General features: G+C 62.1%; 15 protein-coding genes. 5 read left to right on the forward strand and 10 right to left on the reverse strand.

Features of this window, described 5'->3' with window-relative positions:
* Positions 1–475 precede the first annotated feature (475 nt).
* Positions 476–1,456, reverse strand: a complete 981-nt coding sequence (locus HP556_RS05735) for a magnesium transporter CorA family protein (protein ID WP_089265493.1) — start codon at positions 1,454–1,456, stop codon at positions 476–478.
* Positions 1,457–1,899: 443 nt separating this feature from the next.
* On the opposite strand from HP556_RS05735, the gene HP556_RS05740 reads away from it, so the two are divergent.
* The gene (locus tag HP556_RS05740) at positions 1,900–2,586 is read left to right on the forward strand and encodes a L,D-transpeptidase (RefSeq protein ID WP_068734945.1); all 687 of its coding nucleotides are present in this window, start codon (positions 1,900–1,902) and stop codon (positions 2,584–2,586) included.
* Positions 2,587–2,857: 271 nt separating this feature from the next.
* Here the strand turns inward: HP556_RS05740 and HP556_RS05745 are convergent, their stop codons facing one another.
* Positions 2,858–3,949, reverse strand: a complete 1,092-nt coding sequence (locus HP556_RS05745; protein ID WP_175366240.1) for an extensin family protein — start codon at positions 3,947–3,949, stop codon at positions 2,858–2,860.
* Between the two features lie 88 nt (positions 3,950–4,037).
* On the opposite strand from HP556_RS05745, the gene HP556_RS05750 reads away from it, so the two are divergent.
* Complete coding sequence (locus HP556_RS05750; protein ID WP_175366241.1) at positions 4,038–5,666, forward strand: fatty-acid--CoA ligase; 1,629 nt, start codon at positions 4,038–4,040, stop codon at positions 5,664–5,666.
* Positions 5,667–5,755: 89 nt separating this feature from the next.
* Positions 5,756–6,106: an endonuclease domain-containing protein gene (locus HP556_RS05755; protein WP_120293285.1), complete on the forward strand. Its 351-nt coding sequence runs from the start codon at positions 5,756–5,758 to the stop codon at positions 6,104–6,106.
* A gap of 109 nt (positions 6,107–6,215) precedes the next feature.
* Here the strand turns inward: HP556_RS05755 and HP556_RS05760 are convergent, their stop codons facing one another.
* Positions 6,216–6,671: a GatB/YqeY domain-containing protein gene (locus HP556_RS05760; protein WP_093756874.1), complete on the reverse strand. Its 456-nt coding sequence runs from the start codon at positions 6,669–6,671 to the stop codon at positions 6,216–6,218.
* A 140-nt stretch (positions 6,672–6,811) separates the two neighbouring features.
* Positions 6,812–8,437 carry a glycosyltransferase family 39 protein gene (locus HP556_RS05765; RefSeq protein WP_338117535.1) on the reverse strand — a complete coding sequence of 542 codons (1,626 nt, stop codon included), beginning with the start codon at positions 8,435–8,437 and terminating at the stop codon, positions 6,812–6,814.
* Positions 8,438–8,747: 310 nt separating this feature from the next.
* On the opposite strand from HP556_RS05765, the gene carA reads away from it, so the two are divergent.
* Positions 8,748–9,938 carry a glutamine-hydrolyzing carbamoyl-phosphate synthase small subunit gene (carA, locus tag HP556_RS05770; RefSeq protein WP_175366242.1) on the forward strand — a complete coding sequence of 397 codons (1,191 nt, stop codon included), beginning with the start codon at positions 8,748–8,750 and terminating at the stop codon, positions 9,936–9,938.
* A 135-nt stretch (positions 9,939–10,073) separates the two neighbouring features.
* Positions 10,074–10,568: a PaaI family thioesterase gene (locus HP556_RS05775; RefSeq protein ID WP_175366243.1), complete on the forward strand. Its 495-nt coding sequence runs from the start codon at positions 10,074–10,076 to the stop codon at positions 10,566–10,568.
* Positions 10,569–10,606: 38 nt separating this feature from the next.
* Here HP556_RS05775 and soxA read toward each other — a convergent pair whose 3' ends face one another.
* From soxA to HP556_RS05805, 6 genes are read right to left on the reverse strand one after another with little or no spacing between them, the layout of a single operon-like run.
* The gene (gene soxA, locus HP556_RS05780; RefSeq protein ID WP_175366244.1) at positions 10,607–11,386 is read right to left on the reverse strand and encodes a sulfur oxidation c-type cytochrome SoxA; all 780 of its coding nucleotides are present in this window, start codon (positions 11,384–11,386) and stop codon (positions 10,607–10,609) included.
* Positions 11,383–11,703, reverse strand: coding sequence for a thiosulfate oxidation carrier complex protein SoxZ (gene soxZ / locus HP556_RS05785; protein ID WP_175366245.1), 321 nt, complete (start codon positions 11,701–11,703; stop codon positions 11,383–11,385). Before soxZ ends, soxA begins: the two co-directional genes overlap by 4 nt.
* On the reverse strand, positions 11,703–12,179 hold the full coding sequence (locus HP556_RS05790) for a SoxY-related AACIE arm protein (RefSeq protein WP_175366246.1): 477 nt from the start codon (positions 12,177–12,179) through the stop codon (positions 11,703–11,705). Before HP556_RS05790 ends, soxZ begins: the two co-directional genes overlap by 1 nt.
* A 12-nt stretch (positions 12,180–12,191) precedes the next feature.
* A complete protein-coding gene (soxX, locus tag HP556_RS05795; protein ID WP_244528001.1) occupies positions 12,192–12,614 on the reverse strand; it encodes a sulfur oxidation c-type cytochrome SoxX in 423 nt (140 codons plus the stop codon).
* Between the two features lie 34 nt (positions 12,615–12,648).
* Complete coding sequence (locus tag HP556_RS05800; RefSeq protein WP_175366248.1) at positions 12,649–13,929, reverse strand: NAD(P)/FAD-dependent oxidoreductase; 1,281 nt, start codon at positions 13,927–13,929, stop codon at positions 12,649–12,651.
* Between the two features lies 1 nt (position 13,930).
* Positions 13,931–14,218: a c-type cytochrome gene (locus HP556_RS05805; RefSeq protein WP_089265733.1), complete on the reverse strand. Its 288-nt coding sequence runs from the start codon at positions 14,216–14,218 to the stop codon at positions 13,931–13,933.
* Between the last annotated feature and the right edge of the window lie 27 nt (positions 14,219–14,245).

A 14,245-nucleotide genomic window follows, 5' to 3' on the forward strand; every position in this document is an offset into this window, starting at 1 on the left:
CGCCACCGCGGCGATTTCTGTCCCCGGGACCGTTCTTCCGGGCAAAGGCGCAGAGCTCCGCACTCCGCTGATCCCGACGGTTTCCCGCCGTTCACCAATGCCACGTCCAGCCAGCATGAGTGGCAGACCCCCGTAGTGGGGTCGGACGGTGACCCAAGGCCTCCCGAGTGCGCGGGGTACGTCACCCCACACCCGCAGGCGCCGCAATCCAGATCCCACCTCAAGACGCCTCATGAAGCGCCCCTCGCGAACCGGATGAGCGGAGGATAATCCTTATAGGCATATTGTCAAGAGATGCAGGAAAAATGTTTGGGCGCTGCTATCCCTCGTTTGTCATTCCGGGGCGCGCCCTTGCGCGAACCCGGAATCCATAACCACGATCGAACTTATGGATTCCGGGCCTGCACCCCACCGGCTTCGCCGGCGTGACGCATCCCGGAATGACAAATGAGAGGTTAGTGCCGCCCTACGTGCCCTACAGCCACTTCTTCCACTTGAAGAACATATAAGGCAGCACCGCGGCGAACAGCATCATGATCAGCGCCATGGGGTAACCGACATCCCATTGCAGTTCCGGCATCGCCTTGAAATTCATGCCATAGACCGAGGCGATCAATGTCGGCGGCATCAGCACGACGGCCATGACCGAGAACAGCTTGATGATGTTGTTCTGTTCGAGATTGACGACACCGAGCATCGCATCGAGCGTGAAGGTGATCTTGTTCGACAGATAGGAGGCGTGATCGGTCAGGGACACCACGTCGCGCTGCATGGTCTTGAGCTGCGCGCGCATGTCCTTCGACCACTTCACGCCTTCCGCCTCGGCGGTGATGAAGGTGACGACGCGGCCGATCGAGACGAGGCTTTCACGTACTTTCGAGGTCAGGTCGCCCTTGCGACCGATGGTGATCAGAATTTCGGAATAACGCTTGGCATGGCCGGTCCGCAGCGACTCATCCGGCTCGAAGATGTCGTGGCTGACCTGATCGACGTCGGCGCCGACGCGTTCGAGAATGTCGGCGCACCGATCGATCACCGCGTCGAGCAGTTCGAGCAGAATGGTTTCACCATTGGCGCCGGGCGGCGCGTTGCGGCCAAGCTTCAGTTCGACGGACGCGAACGGACGCGGTGTGTCGTAGCGCACCGTCACCAGCCGTTGCCGGGTGAGGATGAAAGTTACCGCCGTGATCCGCGGCGACTCCGTGTCGGAGCCGCACATCAAGCTCGCGGTCATATAGCGGGCGCCGTTCTCGATATAGAGACGGCTGGAGATTTCGATCTCCTGCATGTCTTCGCGGGTCGGAATTTCCACCCCCGCCAGTTTCTCCACCGCCTTGTCTTCGGCTGGCGACGGCTTCACCATGTCGATCCACACCGCATTGTCCGGCAACGCTTCGAGATCGGTTGGCTCGGATTTTCTCAAGGCGTGGTCGGCAGGGGTGAAGACAGCGAGCATGGCAACTCCGGGACATTGAAAAGGCGGGACACTGCAATACGGACGATCCGGACAGAATCGGCAGGGGCGACCGACCATGACCGATGCGGATGCAGCCGTCATGACAGCCTTTGTGCGGCGCGCCAACCCCACCCGAACCCGGGGAATTTTTCCCGCAAGATCGCGCGTTCCATGGTCTCGATCTGACAAAATTGTCACGCGCGCATCACGGCTTCGCGAGGCGTTGCGGTTCTGCACAGGATTTGGCCGGAGGGTCGAAAATTCTGCGGCAAATATGACACAGGTTGTGCGCTGCATGATGCGCAGCGCATCTAACCGCTGGAATTGCAGCGGATTTCAGCGATAGTAGCTTTAACGGAATCGTGGCGTTCGCAGGCTATTTTGGGTGCGTTTCCTTGCACCAGCCTGTCTGAATTCGGACCTCACGCAATTGGAACAATGACATGTCGCCGCTCAAGATTAAGCTTGGATTGATTGTCGCCGCCGGCCTGATGCTGTCGGGCTGCATGCAGACCGCAACGCAATTCCAGGCCGCCCCGGAAGCCAGCCTCAAGCCGAATGACAAGGCACAGCTCGCCAAGGCACGTTACGCCAAGGTTGCCGTCGCCGAGCCGTTCCGCCGCGCCATCGTCGACTTCCACCGCAAGGAAGCGCCGGGCTCGATCGTGGTCGATTCCGACAACCACTATCTCTATTTCGTCCAGGACGGCGGCAAGGCGATCCGCTATGGCGTGACCGTCGGCGAAGAAGCGCTGGCCTTCTCGGGCGTCGCGCGCGTCGGCAACATGGCCGAATGGCCGAAGTGGACCCCGACCAAGGACATTCACGCCCGCATCGAAGGCCTGCCGGCCCAGGTGCCCGGCGGCGTCGATAATCCGCTCGGTGCCCGCGCCCTCTATCTCTATCAGGGCAACAAGGACACGCTGTTCCGCATTCACGGCACCAATCAGCCGGAATATATCGGCGCCTCGATCTCGTCGGGCTGCATCCGCATGACCAACGAAGACGTCATCGACCTCTATAGCCGCGTCAAGCCCGGCGCTGTGGTCGTCGTGCTCGAGCCGAAGGCCGGCGACTCGCCGTATAATTCGAAGTTGGCCCTGCAGGGCGGCGGCGGAACGCCATACTGAGCTGAGATTTTATGAGATAGGAAAAAGCGCCGGTTGATCCGGCGCTTTTTTTGCTGGGGTGGGTTGGTTGGGCGCTCAACATTCGCCTCAAACACCGGTGTCATCCCCGCGAAGGCGGGGATCCATACACGCCGAAGAACTTTTGAAGCGCTGTAGATGCGGCAATTCCGTTGCCTTGACCACGCCGATCGTGGTTATGGATCCCCGCCTTCGCGGGGATGACAGCTGAGAGGCCATTGCAGCCTCACGCCTGCTCCCACTGCTTCTCAAATCACCGCAAAAAGCTGAATGGCGATGGTGGCGGCGCGCGGCGCTTCTTCGGCTTGGGTTTTGGCTTCGGCGTGGGCTGTTCTTGTGGAGGCGCGGCTTCTGCTTCGGGCTCCGGCTCGGCTTCAGCCGCAGGCTGAGCGGCTGCAGGCTCTGCGGGCTTCGCCGCTTCCGGCGTCTTCTCGCCCGGCTTGCCCTCGGCCACTTCGCGCGGCGGTGCTTCGTCCGGACGCACGGCCGGCATCAGCGGTGCGATGCGCGGCCACTCGTCCCAGACGTCCCATTGGCAGATGCGGTAGTTGCCGCGCCGCTCGGCGATATCGAGATGGATATGATCCTCGTGGTAGCCGTCGGAGCCCGGCCCCAGCACGGTGGTGAACCGCGTACAGACCGAATGCAGCACGGCCTCGCGCTGCTCGCGCGGCGTGTTGCGCTCGGTCAGTGCGATCGAGCGGCCATTGGCGAGTTTCAGCCCGCGCACATCCAGCGCATTGGCGCGGCCATGCTCCGACAGTTTCGCCCCGACGACACGGTTGCGACCACGGCAATCGAAGGAGTCGAAATTATCGAGCTCAAGAAGCTTGGTGCCGAGGTTGGTCGCGAGCGGTGCCATGTCGGCGCGGATCCATTCGGCCACCGCCGTTGCCATGGCGCAGCGCATCGTTCCCGCCGGCTTCAGCGGCACGCGCGTCTTGTCCGGCAGCACAACCGCTTCCAGCCGCACCATGTCGGGTCCGCCGCAGGCGCCCGGCCCCTTGATGTCGGGAATACTCGGCGCAACAGCGATGGCATCGGTGAGCGCCAAGCGGCAGGCTGAAGGCGGCGGCGGCTCCGGCGGACGCGCTTCCGCAGCAGGCTTCTCAGGCTCAGCGGGTTGCTCCGATCTCGCAGGCTCCTCACCAGGCTTTTGCGCCGGCTTGATCGCCGGCGCTTCTGCCGGGCGAGGCTTTGGCAGCGGCACACGCGATGTCGTCAGATAGGCCTGCGCCGGCGCGGCAACCAGCAGCAACACCAGAACCGCTCCAATTGTCCTTTGGTCGCAGCCGGATAGGCCAAAAGTCCATTTCCGGGCCGCTTTCCCCGCGCTAAACTTCATGCCAAGACCTAAAGCAAGAACAGGGTCGAAGTTCCCCGGCAACGATCGGGGAGCCGGCGCGCCAATCACAAGACGGAGGAACGATCAAATGCGTGGCTTGATGCAAGACTGGCCTTTGCTGTGTCATCGGATCATCGATCATGCGGCCCAAGTCCACGGCGAGCGCGAGGTCGTGACCAGATCAGTCGAAGGTCCCATCCACCGCACCAATTACGCCGAAATTCGTACCCGTGCCCTGAAGGTCGCACAGCGTCTCGACCGCGAGGGCATCAAGATGGGCGACCGCGTCGCCACCATCGCGTGGAACACGTGGCGGCACCTGGAAACGTGGTACGGCATCATGGGCATCGGCGCCATCTGCCACACCGTCAATCCACGTCTATTCCCGGATCAGATCGCGTGGATCATCAATCATGCGCAAGATCGTATCGTGATGACCGACCTCACCTTCGTCCCGATCCTCGAGAAACTCGCCGACCAGCTGCCATCAGTCGAGCGCTACATCGTCTACACCGACAAGGCGCACATGCCGCAGACCACGCTGAAAAACGCCGTGGCCTATGAGGACTGGATCGCGGAGGTCGACGGCAACTTCAAATGGAAGGAGTTCGACGAAAACACCGCAGCGGCGATGTGCTACACATCGGGAACAACAGGCGATCCGAAGGGCGTGCTGTATTCTCACCGCTCCAACGTGATGCATGCGCTGATGGCCAATACCGGCGACTCGCTTGGCGCCAATGCCGCCGACACCATGCTGCCGGTGGTCCCGCTGTTCCATGCCAACAGCTGGGGCATCGCGTTCTCCGCGCCATCGATGGGCACCAAGCTCGTACTGCCTGGCGCCAAGATGGACGGCGCCTCGATCTATGAACTGATGTCGACCGAGAAAGTGACGCATACCGCGGGCGTGCCGACAGTGTGGCTGATGCTGCTCAACTACATGTCGCAGAACAATCTGAAACTGCCTGACCTACGCATGGTGGTGTGCGGCGGCTCGGCGATGCCGCGCTCGATGATCAAGGCCTTCGTCGACATGGGCATCGGTGCACGTCATGCCTGGGGCATGACCGAAATGAGCCCGATCGGCACGCTGGCCGCGTTGAAGCCGCCCTTCGACCAGCTCGAAGGCGACGAGCGGCTCGACGTGCTGCAGACGCAAGGCTATCCGCCGTTTGGCGTCGAAATGAAGATCACCGACGACGCCGGCAAGAGCCTGCCCTGGGACGGCAAGACCTTCGGCCGCCTCAAGGTACGCGGCCCATCGGTGGCGCGCGCCTATTTCCGGCTTGAGGACGAGATCCTTGACGAGGAAGGCTATTTCGACACCGGCGACGTCGCGACCATCGACGCCCACGGCTATATGCGGATCACCGACCGCTCCAAGGACGTTATCAAGTCGGGCGGCGAATGGATCTCGTCGATCGACCTGGAGAACCTTGCCGTCGGTCATCCGCAGGTGGCGGAAGCCGCCGTCATCGGCGTCTATCATCCGAAGTGGGACGAGCGCCCGCTGCTGATCGTCCAACTCAAGCAGGACCAGACCGCAACGCGCGAAGACATCCTGAAATACATGGATGGCAAGATCGCCAAGTGGTGGATGCCGGACGACGTCGTGTTCGTCGATGCGATCCCGCACACGGCCACCGGCAAGATCCTGAAGACCGCGCTGCGCGATCAGTTCAAGACCTACAGCCTGCCGACGGCGGCGGCTTAGCTGACAAGAGCGACAGCGTTCCTAACCTCTCCCCGCCCTTCGCGGGGAGAGGTCGACCGGCGAAGCCGGTCGGGTGAGGGGCATGGCACATGCGTGGCCACATTCGCATCACCAACAGATCGCGCGAATTACGCGCCAACTCCACCGACGCCGAAACGAAACTGTGGAATCGTCTGCGCAACAGGCAGATTGCCGGCTGCAAATTCATTCGCCAAGAGCCGATCGGGCGATATATCTGCGACTTCGTTTGTCGGGAGAAGATGATCGTTATCGAGGTCGATGGCGGGCAGCATCTGGAGTCGCAACGGGACGCCATGCGCGATCGATATCTGCGCGAGCAAGGTTATTGCGTGCTTCGCTTCTGGAACAACGATGTGCTGTCAAATATCGAAGGCGTGCTGTCGCTCATCGATGAGGAATTGCGCAAGACCTCGGATTGATCCGAACCGATAGACTGCGTGCGTTGAAGCAGCGTGCTTGGCCCCTCACCCGCGCGCCAGGTGCGCGCGACCTCTCCCCGCAAAGGGCGGGGAGAGGTTAAAGAGAGCCTCAGCCGTTCAGTGCGGCCTTGACCAGACCGCTGGCCTTGCCGAAGTCCATCTGGCCGGCATATTTGGCTTTCAGCGCAGCGATCACCTTGCCCATGTCTTTCATGCCGGCCGCACCCGTCGCTGCGATCTCGGCTGCGATGGCAGACTTGGTCTCGTCCTCCGACATCTGCTGCGGCAGATAGGCGGAGATGATCGCGATTTCCTCGCGCTCCTGGGCCGCGAGTTCGGCGCGGCCACCCTTATCGTAGAGCTCGACGGATTCCTGGCGCTGCTTGATCATCTTCTGCAGCAGGCTCAGCAGGTCGGCGTCCGACAGCGGCGGCTTGCTCTGGCCGCGCGCTTCGATATCGGCATTCTTGATGGTCGAATTGACCATGCGAAGCGTCGAAAGCTTGCGCTCGTCCTTGGCCCGCATGGCGTCCTTGACGGCGTTGTTGATGTCATCGCGCAGCATCTGCGTCTCCTCTTGCGGCCGCCCATCGCAGCGCCGGAACTCGGTTGGCCCCGATCTAAGCGTTTTAAGGGGTATGCACAACTGCACCCGCCGATTCTCGGGGGCCGCCCGGAGCTATTGCCCGAACCTACTGCTCAAACCTATTGCCGATGGCTGGAGCTGAAATCCTCCACGCCTGCGGACAACTGCCCGGGCGCGCCGGCTCCAGCGACGTATGGCAGAACCATCAACGCCGATATGGTGGCCGGAATACCGGCCTGGCCCCATAGCCGGGGCTGAACCTCGAAATCAAACCTGACGTGCCGCGGCTCGAGCATCGCGACTTTGCCCATCCACATCAGGCAATCGCTATCTGTCGCAAAGCACATCGAAGCCCACCCCTTCTGCAGCGTCGTCGCGCGCGGCATGCCCCAAGTGTACTGGAACTGGAACGGGCGGCTGTAGACGGGATGGTCAGGACTGTAAAAGGCCGTCGCGAATGCCAGTCCGTCGTCGCCACTGATCCGCGGCATCGGCCGGCCTGTCATCTGGTGCCACCGGTCGGTCAGCTCTTGAGCGGCCAGCCGATAGTAAGTCCGCTCGTTAGGATTGATGCTATTGCGGTAAATCGCATGGATCGGAGCAGCCACAACGGTTGCGATGATGGCGATGCCGGCAACGAACACCACCATATTAACCACATACAGGCGTTCGAGCGTGAAGCGGGCGCCGCAGACGATCAGAACGGCAGGCAGGAACAAGCCCTGGAGCGCCCACAGCGAAGGCATGTCGGTGCCAAGCGTGACGGTGGTCACGAGCGGCAGTAGCACCGTGCCGATAAACACCCAGAACAGCAGCAGCAACCCTGGACCCATCGCGCGGAAATCGGCCGAAAAGTACTTCAGGCGCAGCTCGGCCGATAAAACCCAGACAATAGCCGGCAGCGCCAGCGTCGCCGCAAGACCGAGCAAAAACATGCTGGCTTCGATGAGTGACTGACCAAAGTCGATGCCGCCGTGAACCTGTATGGCATAGGCGAACGGCGCAGCACCGGTCGTCACGAGCCAATGGATGTGCGGCCCAAGGGCAATGAGCCCGGCAAGTGTCGAGACCCACGGTGCCCAGGACCTGAAATAGACCGCCCGCTGCGGATGCACGATCGCTGCCAGCGCGAAGCTGGCGATCAGGAAGATCGAATAATATTTGCCGAGCATCGCCAGCGCGGACAGGACGCCGGCGGCGGCAGCCCAGCCGATAGCGCGCGTTTCAAAGGAGCGCAGGAAGCAATAGGTCGCCAGCGGCCAGACCGCGAGCAGCACTGTGTTCGCGTTGAAGCGCTGGGCATGGAATTGATAGGCCGGAAGCAGCATCAGCAGCAGCAGCACGACGGCTCGCGAATCGCCGCGCACGAAGCGGCGCGCAATCAGATCGACGGCCCAGAGCGCCACCGCGGCATTGGTCATCGACAGCAACTGGAACGACCAGTCGGTCAGCGGGAAAACCAGCGTCCACAGCCGCGCGACCCAGCCCATCAAGGGCGGATGTTTGGGATTACCCCATGCGAATTCGCGCCCAAGGGTCCAGGTTTCCAGCGCATCCGCATGTAGATCGCCGCTCTGATAGGCGATCACCAGAAACAGCAGCCAGATTCCCGCGAAGCCGACGATCAGCACAGGAATCGTCCAGCCCTTCTCGATCCCATCGAGGAAGGTCAGAAAAGGCCTGCGCCATCGCGCAGGCGCGACGGCCGAGCGCGCGGCCATCTTGGCGAAATAGTCCAACTGCACTGAAATATCCGGAAATACGGGAAGTCGTAGCTTGCTACCGGCGAAAGTGAGTTCCGGCAAGCATCCGTAATTATAATTAGTTGATTTTACATCTCATTCTGCAAATTACGCGCTATCGGCGTGCAGGTTTTACCGGACAACCGGAACACCACATTTTTGCCGGATAAGATATTCTTCCTTCATGAAGGTCTGTTCGGGGCCGGACCATCGGCCAAAGCGCCGATTGCTAACCCGCCAGGCCATGGTTGACGTGTGAATCCGGCCTTTCCGGCTTTGACGGCGGCGGATGCGCGGACTATGTAGTCCCCTCATGACCCCCTCAGAAACATCTTCAGCCTGGCCGGACCACAAACCGACCGCGCTCCTCGTGCTCGCCGATGGCACCGTGCTGGAGGGCTTCGGCCTCGGCGCGGAAGGCCAGGCCGTGGGCGAAGTCTGCTTCAACACGGCGATGACCGGTTATGAGGAAATCCTCACCGATCCATCCTATGCCGGGCAGCTGATCACCTTCACCTTCCCGCATATCGGCAATGTCGGCACCAACGACGAGGATATCGAGACGGTGAACATGGCGGCGACGCCAGGCGCCCGCGGCGTGATCCTGCGCTCAGCGATCACCGACCCGTCGAATTACCGCTCTTCCCGGCATCTCGACGCCTGGCTGAAGGCGCGCGGCATCATCGGCATTTCCGGCATCGACACCCGCGCCCTGACCGCGCTGATCCGCAACAAGGGCATGCCCAATGCGGTGCTTGTGCACGCGAAGGACGGCCAATTCGATCTGCACGGCCTGAAGGAAGAAGCGCGCGAATGGCCCGGCCTCGAAGGCATGGACCTGGTGCCGATGGTGACATCTGCCCAGCGCTTCACCTGGGACGAGACTCCCTGGGAATGGGAAAAGGGCTTCGGCCGCCAGACCAATCCTGAATTCAACGTTGTCGCCATCGATTACGGCATCAAGCGCAACATTCTACGCCTGCTGGCCGGCGAAGGCTGCAAGGTCACGGTCGTTCCGGCCACGACCTCGGCAGAAGAGATCATGGCGCTGAAGCCGGACGGTGTGTTCCTGTCGAATGGCCCCGGCGATCCCGCCGAGACCGGCAAATATGCCGTGCCTGTCATCAAGCAGGTGATCGATTCCGGCGTGCCCACATTCGGCATCTGCCTCGGTCACCAGATGCTGGGCCTTGCGGTGGGCGCCAAGACCAAGAAGATGCATCAGGGCCATCACGGCGCCAATCATCCGGTCAAGGACGAGACCACCGGCAAGGTGGAAATCACCTCGATGAACCACGGCTTCGCGGTGGATGAAGCGACATTGCCGAAGGGCGCGACGCAGACCCATATCTCGCTGTTCGATGGATCCAATTGCGGCATCCAGCTCGACGGCAAGCCGGTATTCTCGGTGCAGTATCACCCGGAAGCCTCACCCGGCCCGCGGGACTCGCACTACTTGTTCAAGCGGTTCGCGGATCTGATGCGGGCGAAGAAGGCGTCGTAGCTTTCATTTCAACCAGCGGAATTAAGACGTCATGGCCGGGATCACCCCGGCCATTTTCGTTTTGAACGTAGAAAAGATGACACGCGGCGCAACCTTTTGTATGATGCTCGTCATTACAATTGCCGGGAATGATCCATGACCGACGCCCCCACGCCCCACTACGACGTCGTGCCAACCAGCCTGATGGCGTCGGTGCCCGGGATCGATTTCGTGCGAAAGATGTTCGCCGGTGAGCTGCCGCAGCCGCCGATCATGGAGAATGTCGAGCCGTTCGACTCGACCGCAGAACCTGGCGTTGTCGTGTTTCACAGCGTCCCCGGCTTCCGGCACTACAATCCGATCGGCTCGGTGCACGGCGGTTACGCCGCGATCCTGCTGGATTCGGCGATGGGACTGGCTGTGCACTCGATGCTGCCCGTTGGCACCGGCTACACCACGCTGGAATTCAAGATCAGCTTCATCCGCGGCATGAGCAAGGATAGCGGCACTGTGCGCACCGAAGGCCGCACGCTGAATGTCGGCCGCCGCGCGGCGACGGCGGAAGCGCGCATCACGGACTCCAAGGGGCGGCTCATCGCCCATGCCACCACGACGTGCTTGGTGTTCGAGATACCGAAGGAAACAACCTGAACTGGAGCCCGCGGGCACCCTTACAGACATTCGATACGTCACGGCCTGACAGCGGGAGTTTCGCTTGCCATGCCCCGCGCACGCGACATCAGGTAGAGCTCAAGCTCGACCATCTCAGGCGCGTCGGCGCTATAAGGCTGCGTCCGCACGCCGATCATGCAATTGCGCAGGCGGCGCTTCAGAGAGCCAAGCCCCTGCCACTCCAGCCGATAGACAGGATAGCCCGTCGGATGGGCCTGCGTGATCGCGGAGCCAGCGAGACGTTTGTCCCAGTTGTCGTCGTGACAGTTCGTGCACGCCAGATTCAATTGCCCCTGCCGGCGCATGAAGGCGTCGCGGCCTTTGTCGATGAATGCCTGCAGACGTGAATCGGCGCCCGTCTCGATCGGCATCCCCTGTGACTGCCGGCCGATCAATGCGGTCAGCGCCAGCAGATCGCGGCTTTCATCGGCGAGCGGCGGCAATTGTTGATGATCGACACGGCAGAGATTGACGCGCTGTTCGAGATCGACCGGGCGATTGAGCTTGTCATCGAATGCCGGGTACCGCACAGCGACGCCGCGCATGCTGCTGGCATCACCGTGGCAATCCGCGCAAGCACGGCCGGCGGCGGGCTTTCGGGTCCATAGCACCTCGCCATCCAGCACCCCCAGCATGCCGGGATTGGCCGTGGCGTCGTTCTGCATGGCCTGGGTTTCGACGGACATGAAACTGGCACCGGAGCGTCGTTCGCCCGGCGCAATCTCCGCCGCCTCGATGAGCGACGTGAAGGCGATGACTGCCAGCAATGACAGGCTGATATTGCGCAGTCGCTTCATGTGACCGTGATGCTGGCCGACGCCGTTTCCTGAAAACCGTTGTCGCCGATCCATTGGAATTCGAATTTTCCGCTCTCGGTGGCGACCGTAAAGAAGGAGATGAAGGGATTGGCGGAGAACGCGGGAAACAGATCGGCCCGGAACACTTCATCGCCATTATAACGACAGGTGAAATTGGTGATGATGTTGCGCGGGATGGCCTCGCCGGTCACGGTATGGCGAAAGCCCGTCTCCATGATGTGGGACATCAGCGTCTTGATCTCGATGATATCGCCACGCCTGGCCGTGGCGGGAACGTTGATCAGCGCGGATGCCATCAGGTTGCCTCCTCAGTACATGCCGCGAGCGTGACGACGACATCGGCGGTCGCCGACCAGAACGAACCATCGGAGAGTTTCGCGATGGCCGTGAGCGTCTGCGTATCGGCAAGCCGGATGCGCATCGCTATCTGCGCACGGCCTGCGCGCGGGGAGATATAGAAGTTGCCGACATTGGGCTGCGGGTTCTTCTCGTTGAAGATATGGATGCTGACCACGTGATCGGCATCACTCATCGGGCTCGTCACCGTGACGGTGAGCGGCACGGTGTTGCCGTTCTCGACCAGCGGCGGGACGTCGAGCTTCACTTTGCCGGGGCGCACCGCGGCGCCGTTGACGATATCGCGGATGGCTGCCTTCATGGTGTCCGGCGTCGCATGGACCGGGCCGACATGCACGAGCGACACCGCGCCGAGCGCTGCGCCGCCGGCGGTCGCCAGGAACTGGCGACGCGTCGTTCGATCGGACTCAGCCATGGATTGCTTTCGTCATGATGGGTTCTGCAGCGTTGTCAGGTAAGCGACGACGTCCTCGATTTGTTGCGCCGACAGGATCGGCTTGCCAAGCCATGCATCCCCGACACGCTGTAACCCATCTGCACGATAATAGGACGGCATGATGGTCGCGGCATTGAGGCGTGAGGCATCCACCAGCCGCAGCCGCAACTGGCCTTCCGACCAGCGGCTGCCGGTGCCGGCAAGGCTTGGCGCAAGATCGCCCTGGAATCTCTGTTCGGTAAATGGCCCGCTGTGGCAGAGCAGACACGTATATGTGCGGTTGACCACGATCGCCCTGCCCGCCGACGCGTCGCCGACCGCGCCCGCCAGGGGCAGCGGAATCGCATCGCCAATCACCGCATAAGGGACAAGTTCACTCGCACGGACCGGAGCAGTCAGCAGCAGCGTCGCCACGCTCGCCGACAACAGCGTCGATGCGCGGCGACGACTAACCAAAGACCTCTGCTCCGATCGTCTCGAACCACGATCGCGCATAGATCGCTTCACGGGCCCGGACATCACGCGGCGCATCCAGCGGACTCGTACCGCCCGCGCCTTCGATATCCGCAAACAGGCCATTGCGGGGCTGGTAGACGCCCGCGATGGAAATGCCGTAGTCGGGCGCGACCAGACTGTAGCAAGTGTTGATCAGCTTCGGCGACGTCGGCGTCGCCCCCGCCAGCAACGCCACGATCGCGCCGGCACAGGTCTTCGCCTGCGCATTCGCCGAGAATGCGGATTTGGGCATGGCACCGGCAATGCAGGCATCGCCGATCACATGGATGTTCGGCACCTGTGTGGACTCGAGGCTGACGGGATTGATCGGACACCAGCCGGATTTATCGGTAACGCCGGCAATCTCCGCGATGCGCCCTGCACGCTGCGGCGGAATCACATTGGCGACCTGAACGTGATGCGTCGCGAAATCTGTCACCAGCGTATTGGTCGCCGGATCGACCGACGTGACCTTGCCCCCCTGCGACAGCGCGACCCATTCGATCAATCCCGGATACAGCTCCTGCCATGCAGCCTGAAACAGCCGCTGCTTCGAGAACGCGTCTTTCGAGTCGAGAATGATCAGCTTCGCCCGCGGCTTTCGGGTCTTCAGGTAATGCGCGATCAGGCTCGCGCGCTCATAGGGGCCCGGAGGACACCTGAAGGGGTTGGCGGGAACGACGATGGCAACCACGCCGCCATCGTCCATCGCTTCCAACTGGCGTCGCAGCAGCAGCGTCTGCTCACCGGCCTTCCAGGCATGCGGCATGCGCGACGCTGCAGCCTCGTCATAGCCCGCAAGCGCGTCGAAGCGCAGATCGATTCCGGGCGACAGAACCAACCGGTCGTAGCGCAACGTCGATCCATCGGCGAGACCGATCGTGCGCGCCTGCGGGTCGATCGTCTGCGCCATTTGCACGACGACTTTGATGCCGGCGGCAGCGGTTTTCTCGTAGGTGAATTGCTGGGCTTCGATGGCGCGGTCACCGGCAATGACCTCGTTGCTGAACGGGCACGCGACATATTGGCGATCGGCCGTCACCAGCGTGACATCCAGCGACGGATCGAGCTGCCGAAGCGCGCGGGCGCAACTGGCGCCGCCGAAGCCACCGCCGATTACAACGACCCGCGCAGGCGATTGCGCCAGGCTTGGCGATGCCAGCGCAAGGGATGCCGTCGCGGCAGCGGCAGTGCGAAGAAACTCCCGTCGTGAGGTATGATTTTTGTGGGTCATGCTATTTCTGCGTTGCCAGCCAGGCCGCAATCGACCCGATTTCGTCTTCGGAGAAGCCCTTGGCGATCCGCGTCATCACCGTGGCCGGCATCGATCCATTGCGAAAGGCCAGCAATGTGGAGCGCGTCGCATCGGCATCGCGCCCATAGATGTTCGGGATGGCCTGCGATGTCGCCGCATGGCAGCCGGAGCACGACGCCGCGCCAGGCGGCGGCGCCGATGCCGCCCGGACCGGCGCCGCCGAGGCGACGATCAGCCCGATCGCAAGTGAGGTACGCAACGTCTTCATGAGCGAAATCCAATGATGGGCAGCAAG

Origin of the sequence: Tardiphaga robiniae, assembly GCF_013359755.1 — a bacterium.
GTDB lineage: Bacteria > Pseudomonadota > Alphaproteobacteria > Rhizobiales > Xanthobacteraceae > Tardiphaga > Tardiphaga robiniae.